The sequence below is a fragment of the Sporosarcina sp. FSL K6-3457 genome (assembly GCF_038007285.1).
Taxonomy (GTDB): domain Bacteria; phylum Bacillota; class Bacilli; order Bacillales_A; family Planococcaceae; genus Sporosarcina.
This window is the reverse complement of the sequence record NZ_JBBOWX010000001.1, coordinates 1,096,400-1,120,931: the sequence shown is the minus strand read 5'-3', so window position 1 is coordinate 1,120,931 and position 24,532 is coordinate 1,096,400. Positions and strand designations below refer to the sequence as shown.

The window sequence follows — 24,532 nt, the reverse complement described above, 5'->3', positions numbered from 1 at the left end:
TATCTACTGTTTATCCTTAATGTCCACCAAGATAAGCATTTTTAATTTCCTCACTCGCTTGTAATTCTTCAGCAGTTCCCGAAAGAATAACACTTCCCGTTTCAATAACATACGCTCGATTCGCAATGGACAATGCCATATTAGCATTTTGCTCAACGAGTAGAACCGTCGTTCCTTCTTTATTAATTTCCTTGATAACTTCAAAAATCGTTTTTACCATTAACGGAGCGAGACCCATTGATGGTTCATCCAATAATAATAGCTTCGGCTTTGCCATGATGGCTCTTCCCATCGCTAACATCTGCTGCTCTCCACCAGATAATGTGCCCGCAGATTGCTTGCGTCGTTCCTGTAAACGAGGAAAAATGCCATAGACCTTTTTAATATCCTGCTGGATACCCGCCCTATCTTTGCGTAAAAAAGCACCCAATTCAATATTTTCCTCAACACTCATATCCGCAAATACACGTCTACCTTCTGGCACATGAGAAATTCCCGCCTTCACAATGTCCTGAGCTGGCTTTCCTGCAATTGACGAATTCAAATAAGTGATAGAGCCCTCTTTTGGCTTTAACAAACCCGATAATGTTTTCAACAACGTACTTTTCCCAGCACCATTAGCACCAATCAAAGTCACAATCTCACCTTCATTGACTTCCAATGAAACGCCTTTCAGGGCATGGATACTTCCATAATAGACATTAATGTTGTCAATCTTCAGCATGCTCATCATGAACTTCCTCCCCTAAATAAGCCTCAATTACTTTTGGATTATTACGGATTTCTTCAGGAGTTCCTTCGGCAAGAAGTACACCATGATCCAATACGTAAATACGCTCACATATCCCCATAACTAAGTTCATATCGTGTTCAATTAATAAAATGGTCAAATTGAACTCCTTGCGAACAAATGCGATGAGCTCCATCAATTCCTTCGTTTCCTGTGGGTTCATCCCAGCAGCTGGCTCATCTAATAATAAAAGTTCTGGTCCTGCTGCTAAGGCCCTGGCAATCTCCAACCTACGTTGTTTTCCATAGGCTAAGTTTTTAGCATCTTCATCTTTGTATTGATCTAATTCGAAGATTTTCAAAAACTCCATCGCCTTCTCTTCCATCTCTTTCTCACCCGAAAAATGAGCTGGTAAACGAAGCATAGAACTCAATACTGAATGTTTAGCTAAAGAATGATAAGCCACTTTTACATTGTCTAGCACCGATAATTCATTAAATAACCTGATATTTTGGAATGTCCGACTGATTCCTTTTCGTGTAACCTGATAAGGTGCCATACCATTAATGCGCTGTCCGTTCAGTAAAATTTCACCTTCGGTTGGCGTATACACACCCGTTAGCAAGTTAAAACTCGTTGTTTTCCCCGCACCATTAGGTCCTATCAACCCGACAAGCTCACCTTGGTTGATTTCCATATTGAAATTTGCAACAGCTTTTAGTCCACCAAACTGGATACCAACATCTGTGACTTTCAGTAACGGTTCACTGGCCATGTCTGCTGCCTCCTTTCGAACCTCTCCATAGCTTGAAGTAATCTGTTATTTCCATCGTTCCCATTAGACCTTTTGGGCGATAAAGCATAACAATGATCAGTACTAAGCTATAAATAATCATGCGTGTTTCGGGATAACTTTGTAGGAATGTCGAAACAATCGTCAATAAAATAGTAGCTACAATTGCACCTGACAAACTTCCTAGCCCACCTAATACAACATAGATTAATATATCGATTGATTTTAAGAACCCAAAGTTAACGGGTTGGATAATATAGAAGTTATGCGCATACAATGCACCAGCAATACCGGCAAAAAATGCACCAATTGCAAACGCTAGAACCTTATAGTAGGTTGTGTTAATCCCCATAGCGTCTGCTGCAATTTCATTCTCACGAATCGATATACACGCTCGACCATGTCGTGAATTGGTAAAGTTAACAATGATCACGATAGTAGCAAATAGACAAATAAATGTATAGGTCCAATTCGTTAAATGCGTGACTTGCATACCTGCTGCTCCGCCCACATATTCAATATTCAAGAAGATAATTCGGATAATTTCTGCGAAACCAAGTGTCGCAATTGCAAGATAATCCCCTCTTAGCCGTAAACTTGGAATCCCGATGATTAACCCAGCAATCGTTGCCATTACGCCCGCTGCTAAAATGGCAACCGGGAATGGCAAATGCAATTTCATCGTAACGATGGCGGATACATACGCACCGACGGCTAAAAATCCAGCGTGTCCAAGGGAGAACTGTCCCGTAATCCCAATGACTAAATGCAAGCTGACGGCTAACATAATATTGATAGACATAAATACTATTGTATTGATATAAAAATCATCCAAAATCCCCATCATGATGAGAAGTTGAACAATGGCATAAGCAGCAATAGATGAGCTTATAAATATCCAAAACTGTTTTGATTTTTTCATAATGTCTGTCACCTACACTTTCTCACGCGTATTTTTACCAAAGATGCCTGACGGTTTGAAAATGAGTATTAAGATCAAAATGATAAATGCCGCAGCATCTCTCCATAACGAGAAGCCGAGTGCACTAACAACCGTTTCCACCACTCCAAGCACAAGTCCACCAACCATCGCTCCAGGTATAATACCAATTCCCCCAAGAACAGCGGCAACAAATGCCTTCAAACCAGGAATAACCCCCATTAACGGGTCAATCTTCGTATAATAAATACCAAAAATAACGCCCGCAGCTCCAGCGAGTGCTGAACCAATCGCAAACGTCGCGGAAATTGTGTTATCTACATTGATCCCCATCAATTTTGCCGCTTCACTATCATAAGAAACCGCTCTCATCGCTTTTCCAATTTTAGTTTTATGTACAATAAATTGAAGGATGATCATTAGCCCAAGGGATACTGAGAGAATTAAGAGTGCTTGGCTACTAATTTGTGCGCCAAAAAAATCAAATGATTTATTTGCCAATACTGCTGGGTACGCCTCTGGTTGTGCACCACGCATATAAATAACACCATTCTGAATGAGGAGCGACACACCGATCGCAGTAATCAGTACTGCAATTCTAGTAGCATTACGCAGTCTTTTATAAGCGATTCTCTCTATGACAACTCCGATTATCGCACAGCTGGTCATCGCTACGACTAACGCTGGAAATAATCCTAGTCCCCATCCTGCTATACAAAAATAACCGATAAAAGCTCCAATCATAAAGACTTCTCCATGAGCGAAGTTAATGAGTTTTATAATTCCGTAAACCATTGTGTAACCCAATGCTATTAGCGCATAAATACTTCCGAGTGAAATACCATTTATCAGCTGTTGTAACCATTCCATGCATGTTTCACTCCTTTATTATTCTGTATAAAGTTTTGTCCATTAAGCCCCCTACTATGGTGCTAGGACTGGCCTCCAAACCTTCACCTTAAGCAACAAAAAGGGAATGAGAGGATAACCTCCCCCATTCCCGACATTTGAATTAAGGATTTACTTTTGTTTTAAATACTTGCTCGCCATCTTTATATTCAAGTATTGTAGCAGATTTAACTGGGTGGTGATTTTCATCTACTGAATACAATCCTGTAATAAGTTCGAGCCCGTCCGTTGCAGCTAAAGCATCTTTAATTTTCACTGAATCTGCTCCGCCTGCACGCTCGATAGCATCAGCAAGTAGGTAAACTGTGTCATAACCAAGTGCGTTAAATGCATCTGGCGCTTTATTATTTTTTGCTTCGAATTTTTCATTGAAGTCTTGGATGATTCCATCTGGATCTTCAGAAGAATAATGATTTGTTGTGAACGTATTGTTCAACGCATCTGCGCCAGCTAACTCCATTAACGTTGGAGAATCCCATCCGTCTGCCCCCATAAGTGGAACATCGATACCCATTTCGCGAGCTTGTTTAACGATTAACCCAACTTCTTCATAGTAGCCTGGGATGAAGATGAAATCTGCATTTGCTGCTTTAATACGTGTTAATGTAGAACGGAAATCCGTGTCTTTTCCTAGATATGACTCTTCAAGGATGACTGTACCGCCAGCTGCTTCAAAATCTGTTTTGAATGAAGCCGCAAGACCTTTTGAATAGTCACTCGCATTATCCATGTAAATGACAGCATTTTTTACTTTTAAATCGTTCGCAGCAAAGTTCGCAGCAACCGTCCCTTGGAACGGATCAATGAAAGATGTACGGAAAACAAATTCATTAACACTTCCATCGTCTTTAACCGTTACCGTCGGGCTTGTTCCAGATGGACTAATAAGTGGAACCTCATTGCCATTAGCGATTTCAGCCTGTGCAACTGTTGCACCACTTGTCGCTGCTCCGATGATAGCCACAACTTTGTCTTTCGTAATCAATTTAAGTGCTGCGCTCGTTGCTTCAGCAGGGTCTGATTTATTATCCACTTTTACAAGTTCAATTTCCTTACCGCCCACTCCGCCTGCTGCGTTAATTTCTTCAACTGCTAATTCAATCCCAGCAAGCTCTGATGTACCGTATGAAGCAACAGCTCCCGATAATTCTAGATTAACACCGATCTTTATCGTGTCGCCCTTACTACCGCTACCTGAACCGCCTTCATCTGCACCACAGCCTGCTAACAGACCGACGGCAAGAGCTGCTGTAGCAAATACCCCTGTAATTTTTTTGAATTTCATTTGAAATCCCCCTTTTGTTTTACAATTCCGACAATTATAAACACAGTGACTTAAATCCTCAGTTTTCCTCCTTTTATTATTTTCAAAAACTAAGAATTGAATGTTTACTACTTTCAGATTGTTTTATAATCTTAATGCCTAGTATATATATCTAATAGACTATTGTCAAAACTTTTTTTTATCCAAAAATTGCTTTTTATATAAACAAATGAGGCGATGAAATTTCATCGCCTCATTTGTTATGACAACTATACCGTCAATTGAACAGCTTCTTTTTTTGCTTTCATCGACCAAACAGAAAATAAAACAATAAGAATGATAATTACAGCAATGAGACCCATCCATACAGAGCCTGTAATGCCTAGCACTAGATAACCTACAGCCGCAATTGCTGCACTGATGAGTGCGTAAGGCAATTGTGTTGTTATGTGATCCATTAAGTTGCTTCCCGCACCTGTAGAAGACAAAATTGTCGTATCCGATATCGGTGAACAGTGATCTCCGAATACCGCTCCAGCTAGGACAGCTGCAAGCGCTGGCAATAACATATCCGGTGCAGCGTCAATCATAATCGTTCCTGCAATCGGCATTAGGATTCCGAAAGAGCCCCATGATGTCCCCGTTGCAAATGCCATCAGACCTGCCAGGATAAAGATAATGACTGGTAAAAATCCAACTGGTAAATTAGCATTGGTCACAACTTCCGATAAATAAGCACCTGTATCCAATACAGCAATTAAATCTGTTAATGCCCAGGCAAAGATCAGGATGAGAACGGCCTGCATCATCGATTGTACACCGCTTGTAAATGCGCGTACCATTAGCTGAATGCTCGCTGTTTCATTACGTTTCATCTGCACCATATATAATATCGCGGCAACTGCTGTCCCAGCTAGTCCCCCCATTAGCAATGACAAAGGTACATCTGTATTTTCAAATATCGACCAGATGCTCGTCGATCCTCCTATTGCATACCCTGTCCAAAACATGGCAACAAACGTCACAGCTACCAGCGCCACGATGGGTGCCACAAGATCGCGGACACGACCATGTGTGTGTGTTGGGAAATCCTCTTTCAATTGCCCTGGTATTTCCTTATCAGGGTCAAATAACTGTCCCTTTTCCTTAGCAAGTCGCTCATGCTTCTTCATTTCGAAAAGGTCGATATTCGTCCATGCAAAGAAGAAGACCATTGCAAGCGTTGCAACAACGTAAAAATTCATAGGGGCCATCATAATAAATGCGGACAATGGGGAATAACTTATTGCCGCAGCCCCTCCAAAAATAAGTGCCATTTGTCCAATTAAGAAAGCCCCCCAGCTTGAAATCGGGGAAATGGAACAAATCGGTGCTGAAGTTGAATCGATGAAATAAGCTAATTTTGCTCGTGAAACCTTGTGCTGATCTGTAATTGGACGAGCAATTTGACCAACCGCCAATGCATTAAAATAGTCATCCACGAAAATGGCAATTCCTAATGACACCGTCAGTAATTTTGCTCCGCGCTCTGTTTTGATGCGATGTACAGCCCACGCTGCAAATGCACGACTACCACCAGACAAGCTAACAAATGCCGTAATAACTCCAAGTAAAAGAATGAATAGCATGATATAAATATTATACGTATTCAACTCCCCTCCATCCCAGAAGGAGACAATCATTCCACTCCATAAATTTTTGACAGATTCACTTGGTGAAAATGATGCTGCCAATAAAGCTGCAGCAACAACGCCCGATCCAAGTGATAGCAATACACGTTTCGTCACCAACACCATGACAATAGCAAGTAGTGGTGGCAAAATCGATACCCATGTTCCAATCATTCTAAAAATCCTCCATATTGTTGGGTCGAGGCCCGTCATGGGGGGATTTAAAAACCGACTCCTACTAACACTTTGGCAAGTGTATCGGGAGTCGGCCTTATCTACGCTGCGTTTGTTGGATAAATAATTTGGCTTATCTAACGTACGACTTGTAGCTCATCATACATCACAAAGATGTATGACAGTGCTATCCCTATTCGGAATAACCCCAGCCTGATGGACTTGACACCCCCATCAAACTTCGGCAAAGCTTCCTTTTACATACGGTCATAGATGTCAATCTCTCGTATGTGACTAATAAGCAATGCAGCCTCTACCCAATCGGTATTTTTTCACTATACTAGCCTAACAATAAAACACATAACTTTCAAGTCTTTTTCACTCCTGCTTTGGAAGTTGGACTGGAATTTCGACATTAGGAGCTGCACCCCCACCACCGCTGTAAACCGGAGGGACAGTTCCTGGAATAATTCCCATAGCAATCAGGATCCTCTGCTCCACTACGCTTTCTTGCGTTGCAAGCGGCACGATAATCTGAACGTTCACTGTCACAACAACATTTACCTCGACAGATGCACTGTTTATACCAAATTCCTTGATGGTTGGCTCAATATCCGTGTGTACTTCACCAATGACATGAAAGCGGATTGGAATTTTCGGCCCCATATTTCCAAGTAAGGGAATATTTAAAGCCTGCCCAATTGGTACATAAAATACAATGCCTCCCTGACTTTCCATTGCTTGCGGATCATATTCGATATTGTTTTGCATGGGTAGCATTTCAAAATTTCCCGCTTCAGCCTGCTTAAGATGAGTAGCAACTAGCGCATGCATATCACCAACTACTCGACTGGCAGCTTCTGCATTGATTGTTATGACCCCTGCTGAATCATTGGAGCCCGTCGGAAACATCTCTTCCACGCTAGGTAATTTTAACTCCTTTGAAGTGAGTGCTTTATTAATGACATGAGCGGCGATGATTCGCGTTTGCACTTCTGCGTATTGAACATAGATTGGCGCCAGTCTCATATTAACAATATATAAGCATAAAGCAATTGCGATTAGAAACGCTGGAATAAGAAGCGGTAACCATTTTCGTTTCTTTTTCCTTGATTTTCGAGTTACTTGCCCATGAAATCTCAAAACGACTCCTCCTGCTGTTACGATATGCAGGAAAGGAGTGGTTTATTCAACTCTGTTAGAGGCATTGACTTCATTCAGTTCAGTTCCATACCAGCCCAACACATCTCTGATTAATTCAGGCATACAGTACTCTTTCTCTGCCTCTTTCAATGAGGGGAAGAAAAAACCAAATGTAAACATATCCAATGTGGCAAGTGTATACGTCTGTCCAGCGACAACTTCCCGATTACCCGCATAGAGCTTACCATGACGATTTTTATATAGTCTTTCATGAATCATTGCTCCCATAAGCGTCCCACGGAAACCTAGTCCTTTAATTTCAATTTGTGGCCATTCTTCATTTAAAGATAGCTCATATATTTCTTTTAACTCTGCACCGTCTAGTGTAATGATACACGGGTTTATCGGGTGTGGCAGTAGCGTGTGCAAGCTTTCCTTCGTCACCCAGCCCTTGTCCAAGCTCCCAAGGAAGATGCCTGCATTAAACAATGCACAATCCGCCTGTGTATAGGCGATAAGTGCTCGACCGAATAAGGAGGCTAACGGACTCGGATTGAATAAATTTTGAGGTAATGGCGTGGCATTATAGAAAACTTTTTCCTCCATTGCTCGCTTACCCGATTCAATTAGCTGATTCACTTGCTGGATATCTTGTTCAGTAGTTGTCAGCTGATCTGACCTATACAGCTTGGCAGTCATTTTTTTCGCATGACTATCAACTTGCAGCGTCACATGACCTACATATTCACCATATTTCCCCGTCGCGGCTAACATTGTATTTCCTATTAACTTGCCCTCATGAAAAAGATGGTGCGTGTGTGCACCAAAAACAACATCGATTTCAGGACATTCTACTACTAATTTTTCGTCTTCCGTAATCCCTAGATGTGATAGGCAAACAATTACATCTGTTCGCTCCGCAATCTCCTTGACAACCCGCTTCAACTCTTCACGTGGCGATGTCACTTCCCACCCTAGCTTTTTGTAAAACAACGTGTACTCTGCTGTCGCGCCAATAACACCAATTCGTGACCCATGCTCCGTAACATAGATTTTGTAAGGTAACGCCCATGTAGGACGCCCACCCTTTTCGAATAAATTACAAAGAATCACATCGAATTTTGCATCTTTATATAAGGTAGATAGTGCTTCATGCGCCATTGTAATGCCTTCGTTGTTACCTATCGTGACCGCATCAAACCCAGCCTCATTCAACAAACGGACATTGCCTTGACCTTTTGTTCCTTCCGTAAAAGGATGTGAACGATCGACATGATCTCCGATATCGAATAGATAACAAGCCTCTCCCTTGGCCAAGTGCTCGCGCTTTTTATCACATAAAAGCCGACTAATTTGTGGCCAACTTTCAAAGTGGCTATGGATGTCATTTGTATGATAAAAGTGAATCGTTTCCAGTGTGCTTATCGTAACTCACCCCATTATTCCTTCGATAATTGATCGAATCCCTAGTATTAAAAGAATGATACGCAATGCAAAAACAAGTGTATCCGATTTCATCTTCTGGTTCAGCATTGCACCTATCTTCGCTCCTATATAAGCAGCCGGAATAACAGGAATCGTATATAACCACGGCACATTTCCTAGTGATATATGTGTAATTGAATTGACAATGGCTGATAAAAGTACCATGAACATCGATGTACCGACCGCGACATGTGGCGGAAACAGGAAAAGTAGAATCATTGCTGGCACGAGAATGGAGCCTCCACCGATACCAAATAGACCCGATGTAAATCCAACGCCAAATGTCAGCAGTAAAGCAAACCATACCGGATAGCCGAAGACAAACGTCTCACCCGTATTATCCACAAAAGTTCTTTTTTTACCGTGGTTGACAAACCAACTAACAGGCTTTAAATATTTGCGTACAAGTAGCAGTGTCGATAAAATAATTAGTAAGATTCCGAAGTAAAGATTAAATGAGGGCAGGTCGAGCCCTTTATTCACAAACGCACCAACAAGGGTCCCCGGAACACTTCCGGCGAAAAAGATTAGTCCGCTTCTATAATCAATTGTTTTAGTCTTCATGTAGGATAACGTCGACGCAAGTCCCGTGAAAATCATCATAACAACTGATAGGCCGACGACTGTTTGGGGTGTAATACCATCAATCAACCCAAGATTGATACCAACGAAAAGTGTTGCTGGCACGAGGATAATACCGCCCCCTAGGCCGACAAGTGCCCCAACAATTCCCGATGCTAAACCAATAACGACCAATATAACATATTCCATTACCATTCTCCCTCAAAAAAGTTGAGCTGTTTGGGCGTCATACTTTCATAGTTGATGTTGAGCATTTTTTGAAATTGCTGCGCATTTCGTGCTGCATGTCCGCCGGAGTTATTATTAAAAATGACGAATACTTCCTTCGTTTCCGCTGTTAGCTTTTCGACTGCTTGCTGAATTTCTTGCAGTTCAACTTCATTGTAATTGTACAAATATCTTACTTTACGCCACGCCTGATCGTCTCCTGTCGCGTTGCGCCATCCATGGACGTTACGGCCATGCAACCGAACAAGCACTTTATCTGGTCGTGATGTGCTTGCTACAAGCGGTATACTACCTTCACCTGCCTGTGGTTCATCACAAACGGAGTGGATTAAATTAAAATCGCGTAAAAATTTCAGCGTGCCATTTAAATATGTTGATGAGTACCAGGATTGATGTCTAAACTCGATAGCAATATCGAAACCGTATAATCTTTCACAGATCATCCGAATTTCATCAACATTCTCTTTCGTACAATCAAACCACGGAGGAAACTGCACAAGAATCATTGCGAGCTTTCCCGCTTCCTGTAGGGGTGTCACCGATAACCGGAACAACTGATACATTTCGTCAATCGAAGTATAGGGCAATGGCTCACGGTTATGCCCAGTCATTCCTTGATAAGCCTTTACGACAAAACGAAAATTATCCGGCGTTTCAGCAATCCATTTGCGAATATTACGTTCTGGCTGAATTGCGTAAAAGGTTGAGTCCAGTTCTACAATTGGAAAGTGAGCACTATAATCAAGCAACTTTTCTTTTGCCGTTGAGGATGGATCGTAGATGGTCGGATGGTCGCCCCAGCCCGTCAATCCAATTTGAATCATCTTACCTGCCCCTTTCAAATATATCGTTATTATTATTCTAACATATGCGGGTGAAAGTGTTATGGCAAGCACTACTGGTTTGGAGGATTGTACGATGAATTTCGTGAACTGGGATACCTTTTCTAGAACTGAACTACCAAACTGTATTAGAACGACAAAAACCGGTCACAAGGACCGGTTTTCCAATATAGTTATTAACCGATTGAACCTTCCATCTCGAACTTAATGAGACGGTTCATCTCTACTGCATATTCCATCGGCAATTCTTTTGTAAATGGCTCGATGAAGCCCATAACGATCATTTCAGTTGCTTCTAGCTCTGGAATTCCGCGGCTCATTAAGTAGAAGAGCTGCTCCTCTGAAACTTTCGATACTTTTGCTTCGTGTTCAAGTGACACGTTATCATTGAGTATTTCGTTGTATGGAATCGTATCTGATGTAGACTTATTATCCATGATCAATGTATCACACTCGATATTCGCACGTGCGCCATCTGCTTTACGTCCGAAGTGAACGATTCCACGATACGTTACTTTACCACCGTGTTGTGAAATCGACTTGGAAACGATTGTTGAAGATGTGTTTGGTGCAAGGTGATGCATTTTCGCTCCTGCATCTTGGTGCTGGCCTTTTCCTGCAAGTGCAATTGATAATGTCATACCACGCGCGCCTTCACCTTTAAGGATGACTGCTGGGTATTTCATCGTCAGTTTTGAACCGATGTTGCCATCAATCCATTCCATTGTTGCGTTTGCATCACATACTGCACGCTTCGTTACAAGGTTGTAAACGTTGTTCGCCCAGTTTTGGATGGTTGTATAACGGCAATACGCATCTTTTTTGATGATAATTTCAACAACCGCACTATGCAATGAGTTTGTTGTATAAACAGGTGCTGTACATCCTTCAACGTAGTGTACGCTTGCCCCTTCATCAACAATGATTAGTGTACGCTCGAACTGTCCCATATTTTCCGAGTTGATGCGGAAATAGGCTTGTAGTGGTGTCTCTACCTTAATACCTGGTGGCACATAAATGAATGATCCACCCGACCAAACAGCAGAGTTCAAAGCAGCAAACTTATTATCCGAGTTGGGAATAATTGTTCCCCAATGCTTTTTAAACAACTCTTCGTTTTCTCGTAGCGCTGAATCTGTGTCCTTGAAGACAATTCCAAGATCTTCAAGGTCTTTTTTCATGTTGTGATAAACAACCTCTGATTCGTACTGTGCAGAAACCCCTGCAAGATACTTTTGTTCCGCTTCAGGAATACCGAGTTTGTCAAACGTGCGCTTGATTTCTTCCGGTACTTCATCCCACGAACGTTCTGTTCCCTCAGATGGTTTAACATAATAAGTGATTTCGTCAAATTTAAGTGGCGCAAGGTCCCCACCCCATTGAGGCATTGGCATTTTGTAGAACAATTCCAATGACTTTAGACGATAATCCAACATCCACTGTGGCTCTTCCTTCATGTTTGAAATCTGTTCAACAATTTCTTTTGTCAAACCACGTTCCGAACGGAAAACAGAGACGTCTTTATCAGCAAATCCATATTTATAATCACCGATATCCGGCATTTTTTTAGCCATTACTATTCCTCCATTCCTTTAGTCTGTTGCGTCGGAATCATTTCCGACTCCCTTTTCCATCGCCTTCCAAGCAAGCGTTGCACACTTGATGCGCGCAGGGAATTTGGCTACACCCGCAAGGGCCTCGATATCTCCAAGGTCGATAGAGTCGTCAATATCTTTCCCCAACATGAGGTCTGAAAAAACATGTGCTAGCTTTGCAGCTTCGTTCACATTTTTTCCTTTCACAATTTGCGTCATCATTGAAGCCGATGCCATTGAAATTGAACAGCCTTCGCCTTCGAATTTCGCATTTTGTACGATGTCATTTTCCACTTGAAGTGTCAGGTGGATAACATCTCCACATGTTGGGTTATTCATATCAATTGTAATATTATTATCTGCTAGGACACCTTTGTTCCTTGGGTTTTTATAGTGATCCATAATGACAGATCGGTATAACTGGTCTAAATTATTAGTTGACATCGTTGAAATACTCCTTTGCGATACGGAGTCCGTCCACGAGGCGATCAACGTCAGCTTCCGTATTGTAGATATAAAAACTAGCACGCGCTGTGGACGATACATCAAGCCACTTCATGAGCGGCTGCGCACAGTGATGACCTGCACGAACAGCTATGCCGTTCATATCGAGTACCGTTGCAACATCATGCGGATGAACACCATCCAAATTGAATGTCACTAAGCCCGCACGTTTTTCCGGATCAAGTGGACCATAAATTGTCAGCCCATCAATTTCCGACATTCGTTCCATTGCATAGCCTGCTAATTCATGTTCATGGCGTTCAATATGATCTAGGCCGATTTCCTCTAAGAAATCGATGGCAGCACCCAAGCCAACTGCTCCTGCAATGATTGGTGTGCCTCCTTCAAATTTCCAAGGGAGCTCTTTCCACGTAGATTCATATAGACCAACAAAGTCAATCATTTCGCCGCCAAACTCAACAGGCTCCATATTGTTGAGTAACGCTTTTTTGCCATATAAGACGCCGATACCTGTTGGACCACACATCTTATGTCCGGAGAAAGCAAAAAAGTCACAGTCGAGCTGTTGGACATCTATTTTTAAATGCGGTGCAGCTTGTGCGCCGTCAACGACCATGACAGCACCATGTGCATGCGCAATTTCAGTAATTTCTTTAATCGGATTCATCGTACCAAGTACGTTTGACACGTACATAATCGATACAATTTTTGTCCGTTCTGTAATCACTTCACGAACTTTATCAAGCGACAGCGTCCCGTCTTCCTCAAGGTCGACGTATTTCAACACTGCCCCTTTTTCCTTCGCAAGCTGTTGCCATGGAATAATGTTTGAATGATGCTCCATATAGGTAATGATGATTTCATCGCCTTCACCTACATTGGCCCGCCCATAACTTTGTGCGACCGTATTCAACGCAGTTGTTGTTCCACGTAAGAAAATAACCTCTTCCGTAGACTTTGCATTGATGAACTTACGCACTTTTTCGCGCGCCCCCTCGTAGCCTTCAGTCGCCCGATTGCCGAGTGTATGTACACCCCGGTGGACGTTCGAGTTGTCAAGGTTGTAATAATTACTAAGCGCTTCAATGACTTGGCGAGGCTTCTGCGAAGTCGCAGCACTATCTAGATAAACGAGCGGATGCCCGTTTATTTTCTGGTCTAATATGGGAAAATGGTTGCGGATCTCTTTACTGAGCATTAGCGCACTTTCCTTTCGATAACCTCCGTCAATTGTTTCTTAACGCCTTCAATCGGCAATTTGCTGACAACCGGCGCAAGGAAACCATGAATGACAAGACGTTCTGCTTCTTGTTTTGTAATCCCTCGACTCATTAAATAGAACAGTTGTAACGGATCTACACGACCAACAGAAGCTGCGTGTCCTGCAGTTACATCATCTTCATCAATCAAAAGAATCGGGTTAGCGTCTCCACGTGCTTTTTCACTCAACATTAGCACGCGTGACTCTTGGACAGCATTCGAACGTGTTGCTCCTTTTGCAATTCGTCCGATTCCGTTAAAGATTGATGATGATGCATCTTTCATAACACCATGTTTCAAGATGAATCCATCTGTATCAAGGCCCCAGTGAACGATTTCAGATGTGAAGTTCTGACGTTGATTACCACGTCCAACAACAACTGACTTCATATCACAAGAAGAGTTATTCCCTACAAGATGCGTGATGTTTTCAGAAATTGTATCACTATCATTCATCAGACCAAGTGCCCACTCGATGCGGCTATCACGTCCTGTAACGCCACGGCGATTCACATATGTCGTGAAGCCTTCTGCAAGAACATCCACTGCACCGTAAACAATTTTCGCATTATCGCCAGTGAATACTTCAGATACAATATTAGCTAATCCTTTAGCTTCTTTGACCGTAGACAAATAGTTTTCGACATATGTCAATGAACTATTCTTCTCTGCAACTACGATAACGTGGTTAAATAGAGACACCTGTGCATCATCATGTAAAAACAACACTTGAAGTGGCTCTGCCACAACAACATTTTTCGGAATATAAACGAAAACGCCACCGTTCATCAGTGCTGCATGTAGTGCAGTTAGCTTATGCTCGTCTACTTTAACGCCATCTGTCATGAAGTATTTCTTCACAAGCTCACTATGTTCACGTGATGCTGTGAAGATATCCGTCATGATAACACCTTGCTCTTTCAGCTCGTCTGATAATGAAAGACACGCTGGTGTGTTATTATGCTGAACGTAAATATTCTTTTGCTGCTCTTTATCAATTAACGCAAGTGCTTCTTCTGGAAGCTCGTCCAATGAAGTATATGTCGAAGACACTACTGCATGAACAGGGAATTCTGTGAAATTCCACTTGTCAATTTTCGTTTTGTCTGGTTTTGGCATTGCAAGCTGTTCCACTTTCGCTAATGCATCTGCACGGAAATCTGCCATCCAATCGGCTTCATTCATTTGAGCTGAATAGGAGCGGACGTCCTGTTCGGTCAATGCCACTTTAGTTTCAACCGTCATTTTGAATCGTCCTCCTCTCTTAAGCTTCCTGCCCGACTGTCTCGTCTTCGATGCCAAGTTCTTCTTTAATCCAGTCATAGCCTTGTTCTTCAAGTTTATGTGCTAATTCAGCGCCGCCAGATTTAACAACTTTACCTTGCATCATAACGTGAACATGGTCTGGTGTAATGTAGTCAAGGAGACGTTGGTAATGCGTGATAATTAGGCAACCGAATTCTTCGCCGCGCATATCGTTAATACCTTTTGATACGACTTTCAATGCATCTATATCAAGACCTGAGTCAATTTCATCAAGAATCGCAAATGTAGGCTTCAACATTAGTAATTGAAGAATCTCATTACGTTTCTTCTCTCCACCTGAGAATCCTTCGTTCAAGTAACGTGTTGCCATATCTTCGTCCATTTCAAGGAATTCCATTTTACTATCCAACTCACGGATAAATTTCATCAAAGAAATTTCGTCGCCTTCTTCACGTTTAGCATTAATGCCTGAACGAAGGAAGTCAGCGTTTGTTACGCCTGTAATTTCGCTTGGATATTGCATACCAAGGAAGATTCCAGCACGAGCGCGCTCGTCTACTTCCATATCCAGTACGTCTTCGCCGTCAAGCGTCACAGTACCTGCAGTCACTTCATATTTGGGATGCCCCATAATCGCTTGCGCGAGTGTAGATTTACCTGTACCGTTCGGACCCATAATTGCGTGGATCTCGTTTGTATTGATCGTCAAGTCGACGCCTTTCAATATTTCCTTGCCTTCAATTTCAACGTGAAGGCCTTTAATTTCCAAAGTAGCCATTCCAATACCTCCAATATATTAAAGATGAACGGAAAACCATTCTCTATTTAGTATCATTCTAATCTTAACCCATTAAGCAATGCCTTGCAAATCATTGAGAATGATAAGATTTCAACAAGAATGCTCTTAATTCAAGACTTGTATACCGGCGCTTTACCTTTCGATGCGCATTTTCATTTATCTACACCTCATTGAGAATTTTAGACATTCATACCTCGACGCGATTGCGTCCAGTCACTCATGAAGGTAAAAACTTCAGTCACTGCCACTTCGCTTTCAATACAATCACACTTGCTGAATCAAGGTAAAGCAAAAACACCACTAATACTTTCATATATCAGTGGTGTTTTCGTTTCAATTATTTCACAGGGACGATTGCGCCGCCCCATTCTTCAACGATGAAATCTTGAATTTCTTGGGATTGTAATACTTCAATTAATGTTTTAATTGCTGGACTATTCTCATCGCCTTCACGAACAGTAATGATGTTCACATAAGGTGACTCAGCATCTTCAATCGCAATTGCATCTTCAAGCGGATTTAATCCACCATCAATTGCATAGTTCGAGTTAATGAGCAATGCGTCGCCTTCATCATGATTATACAGTTGCGGCATAAGCGCTGGCTCGTAGTTTGCATCAAATTCAAGATTTTTTGGATTATCAACAATATCCTTCAATTCAGCTGCTGTTTTGTCAATGCCTTCAGCAAGTGTAATCAAACCCTTTGCCTCAAGCAATGCAAGGACACGGCCGTGATCGGCTACTGAGCTACTAATGAGGATTGTTGCCCCCTCTGGAAGTTCTTCAAGTGATTCATATTTCTTTGAATAGACACCGATTGGTTCAATATGAATTCCGCCTGCATTGACGAATGTATAGCCGTGATCCACGATTTGTAGCTCAAGGTAGGGAATGTGTTGGAAATAGTTAGCGTCAAGGTCGCCAGATTCTAAATCTTTGTTTGGTAGCACATAGTCTTGGTACGGCTCGATAACAAGCTCAATGCCTTTTTCCTCCAATAACGGTTGTGCTTGTTCAAGAATGATAGCATGTGGTGTATTGGATGCACCGACTACAAGTTTAGTTACTTCTTTTTCCCCACTTGCATTTTTGCCATCGTCTGTATTTTTTGTGCCACAAGCTGCAAGTGCTAATAAGAGCACTGCTAGTAAAGCTACTGATAGAAGTTTCTTCATTTTAAAATCTCCCTTTATCTATGTTGTTCATCTAGTTGACGGGCAACGTCCTTTATTCAATTAACAACTTTCTTCATTGCAAAGTTGTCAGCCTATTATTTCGCTGGAACGACGTCTCCGCCCCACTCTTCAAGAATGAAGTCTTGAATTTCTTTCGATGTTAATACTTCAACTAATGTTTTAATTGCTGGATTGTCTGCATCTTCTTCTCTTACCGTAATAATGTTCGCATAAGGTGATTCTGTTGCTTCGATTGCGATTGAATCATTCACTGGATTCAAGCCCGCATCGATTGCATAGTTAGCATTAATAACAACCGCGTCGCCTTCATCATTTTTATGCAATTGTGGCAACAGTGCTGGTTCGTAGTTGGCATCAAATTGTAGATTTTTTGGGTTTTCAACAATATCTTTTACTTCTGCGCTTACTTTATCCACACCGTCAGCCAATTTAATTAAGCCAGCAGACTCAAGTAATGATAAAACACGACCGTGTTCAGCGACAGAGTTACTGAAAATAATGACTGCGCCGTCTGGAAGATCTTCGATTGAATCATGTTTAGTTGAGTACACAGCCATTGGCTCAATGTGAATCGCACCTGCATTTGCAAATTTATAGCCATGGTCGATCACTTGTTGATCCAAGTAAGGGATGTGTTGGAAGAAGTTCGCATCCAAGTCTCCTGATTCAAGGTCTTTATTCGGTAACACATAGTCTTGATACGTTTCGATTTCTAGTTCAATACCTTTTTCCTTCAAAATAGGTTGTGCTTCTTCCAAGATAATTGCGTGTGGAGTATTTGAAGCACCAATTACAAGCTTCGTTGGTTCAGTGCTTGTCCCTTCTCCTCCGCTAGTCTTATCAGCATTACCATTTTCTTTTGCTCCACATGCAGCAAGTGCCAGAACAAGCACTGCTAATAAAATTCCTGATAATAGTTTCTTCATTGACTAAACTCCCCTTTTTCTCTGTTGTTTTTATAGTTCAGGCATCGCCTGGTATTCCAATAAATCACCTTTTGTCCAACTTCTTAACAATGGCATCCCCGATAAATTGAAGGATGAATACAATAATAACAATTAGGATTGTTGCTACTTGCACGACGTCAGTTCGGCTACGTTGGAAACCGTCAAGAAATGCAAGATTTCCAAGTCCACCTGCCCCTATGACCCCTGCCATTGCCGTATACCCAACCAACGCAATGGCTGTGACCGTAATGCCCGAAACAAGTGCGGGCATTGATTCAGGTAACAGAACTTTAAAAATAATTGTTTTTGTTTTTGCTCCCATTGATTTGGCTGCCTCAATAACACCCTTATCGATTTCTTGTAGTGCAATAAGCACCATTCTCGCGTAAAAGGGGGCTGCCCCTATTATAAGTGCGGGCATTGCCGCATTCGGTCCACGCATCGTACCGACTAGGAATTTTGTTAAAGGGATCAGTAATATAATCAAAATAATGAACGGTATCGAGCGGAAAATATTAACGAAAGCACCCGTTATGAAATTCGCCAATTTATTCGCCCAAAGCTGACCAGGACTCGAAAGAAAAAGTACAACACCTAGTGTCAGTCCAATAATCAATGTTAAAACGGTTGAAATAGCCGTCATATAGAGTGTTTCTGCTGTTGCCTCCCACATTTTTGGCCAATCGACAGTTGGAAACATGTTATCAATCATTGCCGATCACCTCCGTCTGGACATCTTGTTCGTTGAGATAGCGAATCGCTTCTTCGACAATTTTTGCGTCCCCTACAAGTTGAAGGATGAGAGAGCCATATGCTCCCCCATGTGTATGGGAGATATTTCCTTGCACAATGTTTACATCGACAGTAAACTTCCGGATTAAGCTTGCCAAAACAGGTTGTTCTGTCCGCTCACCAACAAAAATAAGTTTGACGAGTGTACCTGACGGAAATTCCTCTTTAATATGCTCCATTGCTTGTTTCACTTCTACCGGCTCTGTTATTTGAGAGACGAAACGTTTCGTAATCGGCTCCCGAGGCGATTGGAACACATCGAGCACGTCGCCCATTTCGACTACTTTCCCAGCTTCCATGACTGCAACACGATGACAAATTTTTCGAATGACATGCATTTCATGGGTAATAAGTACAATCGTTAGGCCGAGTCGCTTATTGATATCTGTCAACAGATCAAGAATTGAATCGGTTGTTTCAGGGTCCAGCGCCGAAGTGGCTTCATCACATAATAGAACCTCCGGATCATTTGCAAGTGCACGAGCAATACCTACACGTTGCTTTTGCCCACCAGATAATTCAGATGGAAAGGCATTTTCCCGACCGCTTAAACCGACTAAATCAATCAATTCTGCCACTTTCCGTTCACGTTCTGCTTTTTTCACACCTGCAATCTCAAGTGGAAAAGCAATATTGTCTTTTACTGTTCGCGACCAAAGTAAATTGAAGTGTTGAAAAATCATACTTACTTTTTGACGCGCCTTCCTTAATTCATTGCCTTTAATCGTAGACATTTCTCGTTTACCAATTGTAATCTTCCCCGATGTCGGCGCTTCAAGTCCATTCAACAACCTGATTAACGTACTTTTTCCTGCGCCGCTATAGCCGATAATTCCAAAAATTTCACCTTCGCCAATTTCAAACGACACACTATCAACTGCTACTATGCTGCCTTCGCCATTACCGAATCGTTTATTGACATCTGTTAAATGAATCATTGTTTTCACCTCTGAAAATGATATGCTTTTCAATATAAAAAGCCTTCCTGCAGACGGGCAGAAAGGCTTTGCGTTTACTACAAATAAACGTTCATCCAATCTCTCATCTTTCAAAGCAAACGCTTTGTGTGATTTGGCACCATTTCACTTACGTGACGGTTGCCGGGCTTCATCGGGCACTATCCCTCCACCTCTCTTAATAAGAGCGACCTATTCAATTAACCTGTATTGTACCACATTTTCATTTATCCGTCAATCCATTTTTTCAAGAAGATACGGAACAGACTGGAATGCATAAATCTTATCCTGTACAACGCCATTCTTTTGAATCAATAAGCAAGGAACACTTTCGATTTCGTAATCCATCGCCAAATCTTGTACGTAATTCAAATCCGCCTTGCCCATTGGCATATCCGGCTTCATAACCGAAATAACTTCCAGCATTTTAGAGGCAACGGCACATGTTCCACACATCGGTGTATATAAATAATACACAGCAGCGTCCGACTCTTTCACAACTACTTCCCATTGTTCACGTGACCATGTTTCCATTACAGATAAATCATCCTTTACAGTAAGTATTGGGGGTGAACCGCTAAATTCGCTTCAACTAAAACTTTAGCAAGTACCTTATATGGGGTTGTTTCGACTTCCTTATAAACTTTTTCCGTATATAAATAAATAGCGGCGGGAAACTCTCTTTTGAATAACGCTCGAATTTTATCACCTGATTCATCCGCATCGACAAAGACATAAAGCTCATGTTGTTCATAAGGTTCCAGCAGTTCTTCTAATCGATAAGGGCTAACGGTCCCATTCGTACAAATGATATCCACGGGCTCGGCAAGAATGCGTGCAAGACGTTTTTTGTCAGCACTTCCCTCGACAACAATGACCTTGTCATATGTCACATAGATTCCTCCCTGTTTCATTTTATGATACAAAAAAACGCCGAAATAACGCCGACGTTTAGATGGAAGATTATGTTATTCTCCGACTGTCATTTTTTCATACGCTTCAGCGGACATCAATGCATCCAATTCAGAAGCATCAGATGGCTCAACAACGATCATCCATGCATTTTCATACGGAGATTCGTTTACGAATTCTGGGCTGTCTTCAAGTCCTTCGTTCACTTCAATTACTTTACCGCTAATTGGCGCGTACAGTTCTGATACTGTCTTAACGGATTCAACGCTTCCGAAAGGCTCGTCTGCCTTGACTTCGTCACCAACAGATGGGAGTTCAACGAAAACGATATCGCCAAGTTCAGATTGTGCAAAATGTGTAATTCCGATACGGTAGTTACCGCCTTCTTCTTTTACCCATTCATGCTCTTCAGAATAACGCAGATCTTTTGGTGTGCTCATCCCGTAACCCCTCCAAATATATAATTTCACTCTCTTCAATTTTGACATATTTCGTGCATAAAAACAAGGAAGGAATCACTTTGTCCAGACGTTTTCAAAATCTTCTTCCTTAAAACCAAGTGTCACTTTACCTTCTCCAAAAACAAGTGGTCTTTTAATCAGCATTCCGTCTGATGCTAGCAAGCTAATCTTCTCTTCATCTGACATTTCTGGTAGCTTATTTTTCAAATTCTGCTCCCTATACTTTGTTCCACTAACATTGAAAAACTTTTTCAATTCTAGTCCAGATGCTGCGATCATTTTACTCAGTTCCTCTACTGAAGGAGGAGCCTCCACAATATTCACCTCTTGGAAATTCAGGTCATTCGCTGCAAGCCAAGCCTTCGCTTTTCTGCATGTGCTACATTTCGGATATCCGTAATATATAAGTCCCATATCCCAACACCTCCATTTTCGCCATTATAACAGAAAAAACATCCAGATACCTATTGGCATCTGGATGATACGCTAAATAGGAGGGGGTAAACTCATGCAAACTCCAGCTCATCTTCCACAATAACTTCCGCTTGCGCTAAGGCAGGATTTTCTGCGAATAGCTGTAGTAAACGCATTGCTGAACCATTTGGTAAATTTGTTCCTGCTTCCCATGCCTCTACCGTTTTTTTAGATACACCAAGCAACTGCGCAAAAGTCGATTGTGTTAATCCTAAATTATTTCGGGTATTTCTAATCTCTAGGGCATTAAACATAGGTACTGGTTTAATCGTAACTTTCCGTTTCCGTACCTTTACTTTACCTTCAGCATGTTCAATCGCTTCATTTAAACTCAATTTTAATGATTCGAAAAGAGACTCTTCCATTATGCTTACCTCCCATAATGTCTTTTTAAAATTTCAACTAACTGTTTTGCAACAAGTAGGATAATGATTTGACTATCTTCCAAGTCCAAATAAATTACTCTAAACCCACCACTTTTGCCTTTGTTCAAACGTTCGGGTACAAATCTAGCTTTCCTAAGTCCACCTGTCCCTTGAATTACAGGATGATCTTTAGAATTTTGCATAAGGATTATTTCGAATTCAAATAAATCATCATCGTTTAAACCATAGTTTTTCCAATTTGATATAAATGTATTCAATTCAATAAAAGTTCTGGTTAATTCACCAACTGTATATTTTTTCATGAGTAATTCCTTTTCTCACTTGTACTATGTATGAATTATACCCTATTCAATAGGGTAAGTAAAATGAATTCGACGATTCGCCACACATGCCATTCAAAAAGCTCCAAACAACTCGTTCGTTGTTCGGAGCTTTGCTTCATAATATTTCATTTCAAGAAAGACTGTTCAATTAAACGATATACTTCTCAGCTTCAATCAATTTCACAGAAGCTTCACGTTTTTTCGCGATGATGTTATATGGATTTGAACGCGTTAATTTGCGAAGTGCAGATACCATCATGCGCTGGTTGTCGCCATCCACTGCTGCAAATAATGTTTCTTTTGCATCTCTCTCAATCTCTTCAAATGCTTCCTGACAGAAAATTTGTGTGTAAAGAATCTTCTGTTGTTCTTTTTCTTCTCCGTTACGCGCAACTGCTTTTTCTGCACGAAGAAGTGCTGATTCCATAGCAAAGATGTTGTTCGCAATATCTGCGATGTTGACCAATACTTCTTGTTCAGCCTCCAATTTCGTACCAAAGCGTTGCGCTGCAAGACCCGCCGCTAAAAGACCAATTTTCTTGGCATTTTTCACAAGCACTTTCTCTTGCGCCAATGCTTCGTCGCCTATTTCCTCAGGCATCATCATCAACAATTCTTCTTGCAAGGCTTGCGCTTGTTGTAGGAGTGGCAATTCGCCTTTCATTGCTTTTTTCAAAAATGTTCCTGGTACGATAAGACGGTTGATTTCATTCGTACCTTCAAAAATACGGTTAATGCGGGAATCACGGTAAATACGCTCTACTTCATATTCTTGCATGAAGCCATAGCCACCATGAAGCTGAACAGCTTCATCAGCAATATAATCCAACACTTCTGAACCGACAACTTTGTTAATTGAACATTCGATAGCATATTCTGCGATTGCCGCTGCAATTGCTTTACCGTCTTTTTGCTCCTCAGGGCTCAACTGGCTCTGACGCTCTTCAAAGTAACCAACCGTACGGTAAATCAAGCTTTCCGTCGCATATAGTTTCGCAGCCATTGTTGCTAGCTTTTGTTTCGTCAAGTTGAATGAAGAAATTGGCGTTTTAAACTGTTGACGTTGGTTAGCATAAGAAATCGCTAGTTCAAGTGCACGTTTCGAGCCACCAATTGTCCCGACTCCCAATTTGTAACGACCAATGTTCAAAATATTAAAGGCAATAATATGGCCGCGGCCAATTTCACCTAATAGGTTTTCCACTGGCACTTGTGCATCTTGAAGAATAAGCGTGCGCGTTGAAGATGATTTAATACCCATTTTCTTCTCTTCTGCACCAACAGAAACGCCTGGGAATTCTTTGTCGACGATGAATGCTGTGAATTTATCGCCATCAATTTTTGCATAGACAACGAATACGTCCGCGAATCCAGCATTGGTAATCCATTGTTTTTCACCATTTAGAATGTAATGTGTGCCTTCAGCATTGAGCTTCGCAGTTGTTTTTGCACCGAGTGCATCCGAACCCGAACCTGGCTCTGTCAAAGCATACGCAGAAATTTTGTCACCAGTTACTGAATTCGGCAAGTACTTTTTCTTCTGCTCTTCATTACCAAACAGCACGATTGGCAACGTTCCAATCCCTACGTGCGCACCGTGTGTAATGGAGAATCCACCTGCGACTGACATTTTTTCAGCAATCAAAGCTGATGAGATTTTATCGAGACCAAGACCGTCATATTCTTCCGGTACATCTGCCCCTAGCAGACCTAAATCTCCAGCAGATTTAAGAAGTCTGACAGAGTGCTCAAACTCGTGGTTTTCAAGGTTTTCTACGACAGGAAGCACTTCATTTTTCACGTAATCCTCTGTTGTCTTCGCAATCATTTTCTGTTCATCTGAAAAATCTTCCGGTGTAAATACACGGTTTGCGTCAATGTCCTCTGTTAGGAAAGCGCCACCTTTGATTAGATCAGCTGTTTTCAATTCAGTCATTA

General features: G+C 41.6%; 26 protein-coding genes and 2 riboswitches. All 26 genes read right to left on the bottom strand.

What is annotated here, in order from left to right; translation table 11 throughout:
• Nucleotides 1-16: 16 nt before the first annotated feature.
• The 26 genes from N1I80_RS05390 to N1I80_RS05265 all read right to left on the bottom strand — a co-directional run bounded on the left by N1I80_RS05390 (nt 17) and on the right by N1I80_RS05265 (nt 24,530).
• The gene (locus tag N1I80_RS05390; RefSeq protein WP_340739973.1) at nt 17-724 is read right to left on the bottom strand and encodes an ABC transporter ATP-binding protein; all 708 of its coding nucleotides are present in this window, start codon (nt 722-724) and stop codon (nt 17-19) included.
• Nucleotides 711-1,505 (bottom strand): ABC transporter ATP-binding protein, encoded by a 795-nt coding sequence (locus N1I80_RS05385; RefSeq protein ID WP_340736899.1) that lies wholly within the window; start codon nt 1,503-1,505, stop codon nt 711-713. Before N1I80_RS05385 ends, N1I80_RS05390 begins: the two co-directional genes overlap by 14 nt.
• On the bottom strand, nt 1,495-2,445 hold the full coding sequence (locus tag N1I80_RS05380) for a branched-chain amino acid ABC transporter permease (RefSeq protein ID WP_340736898.1): 951 nt from the start codon (nt 2,443-2,445) through the stop codon (nt 1,495-1,497). The genes N1I80_RS05385 and N1I80_RS05380 overlap by 11 nt, the downstream gene beginning before the upstream one ends.
• A 12-nt stretch (nt 2,446-2,457) precedes the next feature.
• Nucleotides 2,458-3,333 carry a branched-chain amino acid ABC transporter permease gene (locus N1I80_RS05375; RefSeq protein WP_340736897.1) on the bottom strand — a complete coding sequence of 292 codons (876 nt, stop codon included), beginning with the start codon at nt 3,331-3,333 and terminating at the stop codon, nt 2,458-2,460.
• A 142-nt stretch (nt 3,334-3,475) separates the two neighbouring features.
• Nucleotides 3,476-4,657, bottom strand: a complete 1,182-nt coding sequence (locus tag N1I80_RS05370; protein ID WP_340736896.1) for an ABC transporter substrate-binding protein — start codon at nt 4,655-4,657, stop codon at nt 3,476-3,478.
• 248 nt (nt 4,658-4,905) lie between these two features.
• Nucleotides 4,906-6,480 carry a Na+/H+ antiporter NhaC family protein gene (locus tag N1I80_RS05365; protein ID WP_340736895.1) on the bottom strand — a complete coding sequence of 525 codons (1,575 nt, stop codon included), beginning with the start codon at nt 6,478-6,480 and terminating at the stop codon, nt 4,906-4,908.
• Nucleotides 6,481-6,624: 144 nt separating this feature from the next.
• Nucleotides 6,625-6,804, bottom strand: a riboswitch (Lysine riboswitch).
• Nucleotides 6,805-6,858: 54 nt separating this feature from the next.
• Nucleotides 6,859-7,623 (bottom strand): sporulation protein YunB, encoded by a 765-nt coding sequence (gene yunB, locus N1I80_RS05360; protein ID WP_340736894.1) that lies wholly within the window; start codon nt 7,621-7,623, stop codon nt 6,859-6,861.
• Nucleotides 7,624-7,665: 42 nt separating this feature from the next.
• Nucleotides 7,666-9,030, bottom strand: a complete 1,365-nt coding sequence (locus N1I80_RS05355) for a bifunctional metallophosphatase/5'-nucleotidase (protein ID WP_340739972.1) — start codon at nt 9,028-9,030, stop codon at nt 7,666-7,668.
• A 24-nt stretch (nt 9,031-9,054) separates the two neighbouring features.
• Nucleotides 9,055-9,879: a sulfite exporter TauE/SafE family protein gene (locus N1I80_RS05350; RefSeq protein WP_340736893.1), complete on the bottom strand. Its 825-nt coding sequence runs from the start codon at nt 9,877-9,879 to the stop codon at nt 9,055-9,057.
• On the bottom strand, nt 9,879-10,742 hold the full coding sequence (locus N1I80_RS05345; RefSeq protein ID WP_340736892.1) for a DUF72 domain-containing protein: 864 nt from the start codon (nt 10,740-10,742) through the stop codon (nt 9,879-9,881). Before N1I80_RS05345 ends, N1I80_RS05350 begins: the two co-directional genes overlap by 1 nt.
• Before the next feature lie 194 nt (nt 10,743-10,936).
• Nucleotides 10,937-12,334, bottom strand: coding sequence for a Fe-S cluster assembly protein SufB (gene sufB / locus N1I80_RS05340; RefSeq protein ID WP_340736891.1), 1,398 nt, complete (start codon nt 12,332-12,334; stop codon nt 10,937-10,939).
• An 18-nt stretch (nt 12,335-12,352) separates the two neighbouring features.
• The gene (sufU, locus tag N1I80_RS05335) at nt 12,353-12,799 is read right to left on the bottom strand and encodes a Fe-S cluster assembly sulfur transfer protein SufU (protein ID WP_340736890.1); all 447 of its coding nucleotides are present in this window, start codon (nt 12,797-12,799) and stop codon (nt 12,353-12,355) included.
• Nucleotides 12,789-14,018: a cysteine desulfurase gene (locus tag N1I80_RS05330; RefSeq protein ID WP_340736889.1), complete on the bottom strand. Its 1,230-nt coding sequence runs from the start codon at nt 14,016-14,018 to the stop codon at nt 12,789-12,791. The genes sufU and N1I80_RS05330 overlap by 11 nt, the downstream gene beginning before the upstream one ends.
• Nucleotides 14,018-15,325, bottom strand: coding sequence for a Fe-S cluster assembly protein SufD (gene sufD, locus N1I80_RS05325; RefSeq protein WP_340736888.1), 1,308 nt, complete (start codon nt 15,323-15,325; stop codon nt 14,018-14,020). The genes N1I80_RS05330 and sufD overlap by 1 nt, the downstream gene beginning before the upstream one ends.
• Before the next feature lie 19 nt (nt 15,326-15,344).
• Nucleotides 15,345-16,124: a Fe-S cluster assembly ATPase SufC gene (gene sufC, locus N1I80_RS05320; RefSeq protein ID WP_340736887.1), complete on the bottom strand. Its 780-nt coding sequence runs from the start codon at nt 16,122-16,124 to the stop codon at nt 15,345-15,347.
• Between the two features lie 358 nt (nt 16,125-16,482).
• Complete coding sequence (locus N1I80_RS05315; RefSeq protein ID WP_340736886.1) at nt 16,483-17,322, bottom strand: MetQ/NlpA family ABC transporter substrate-binding protein; 840 nt, start codon at nt 17,320-17,322, stop codon at nt 16,483-16,485.
• Between the two features lie 95 nt (nt 17,323-17,417).
• On the bottom strand, nt 17,418-18,269 hold the full coding sequence (locus N1I80_RS05310; protein ID WP_340736885.1) for a MetQ/NlpA family ABC transporter substrate-binding protein: 852 nt from the start codon (nt 18,267-18,269) through the stop codon (nt 17,418-17,420).
• A gap of 64 nt (nt 18,270-18,333) precedes the next feature.
• Entirely contained in the window at nt 18,334-19,002 is a 669-nt protein-coding gene (locus tag N1I80_RS05305) for a methionine ABC transporter permease (RefSeq protein ID WP_340736884.1), read from the bottom strand.
• Entirely contained in the window at nt 18,995-20,020 is a 1,026-nt protein-coding gene (locus tag N1I80_RS05300) for a methionine ABC transporter ATP-binding protein (RefSeq protein ID WP_340739971.1), read from the bottom strand. Before N1I80_RS05300 ends, N1I80_RS05305 begins: the two co-directional genes overlap by 8 nt.
• Before the next feature lie 100 nt (nt 20,021-20,120).
• Nucleotides 20,121-20,226: riboswitch (SAM riboswitch) on the bottom strand.
• Nucleotides 20,227-20,272: 46 nt separating this feature from the next.
• A complete protein-coding gene (locus N1I80_RS05295; RefSeq protein ID WP_340736883.1) occupies nt 20,273-20,572 on the bottom strand; it encodes a thioredoxin family protein in 300 nt (99 codons plus the stop codon).
• Nucleotides 20,573-20,589: 17 nt separating this feature from the next.
• Nucleotides 20,590-20,952 carry a toprim domain-containing protein gene (locus N1I80_RS05290; protein WP_445683636.1) on the bottom strand — a complete coding sequence of 121 codons (363 nt, stop codon included), beginning with the start codon at nt 20,950-20,952 and terminating at the stop codon, nt 20,590-20,592.
• Nucleotides 20,953-21,006: 54 nt separating this feature from the next.
• Nucleotides 21,007-21,390: a glycine cleavage system protein GcvH gene (gene gcvH, locus N1I80_RS05285; RefSeq protein WP_340736881.1), complete on the bottom strand. Its 384-nt coding sequence runs from the start codon at nt 21,388-21,390 to the stop codon at nt 21,007-21,009.
• A gap of 75 nt (nt 21,391-21,465) precedes the next feature.
• Nucleotides 21,466-21,825, bottom strand: a complete 360-nt coding sequence (locus N1I80_RS05280) for an arsenate reductase family protein (RefSeq protein WP_340736880.1) — start codon at nt 21,823-21,825, stop codon at nt 21,466-21,468.
• 92 nt (nt 21,826-21,917) lie between these two features.
• Nucleotides 21,918-22,250, bottom strand: a complete 333-nt coding sequence (locus N1I80_RS05275) for a helix-turn-helix domain-containing protein (protein ID WP_340736879.1) — start codon at nt 22,248-22,250, stop codon at nt 21,918-21,920.
• A 5-nt stretch (nt 22,251-22,255) separates the two neighbouring features.
• The gene (locus tag N1I80_RS05270; protein WP_340736878.1) at nt 22,256-22,573 is read right to left on the bottom strand and encodes a hypothetical protein; all 318 of its coding nucleotides are present in this window, start codon (nt 22,571-22,573) and stop codon (nt 22,256-22,258) included.
• 169 nt (nt 22,574-22,742) lie between these two features.
• Nucleotides 22,743-24,530, bottom strand: a complete 1,788-nt coding sequence (locus tag N1I80_RS05265) for an acyl-CoA dehydrogenase family protein (protein WP_340736877.1) — start codon at nt 24,528-24,530, stop codon at nt 22,743-22,745.
• Nucleotides 24,531-24,532: the final 2 nt, after the last annotated feature.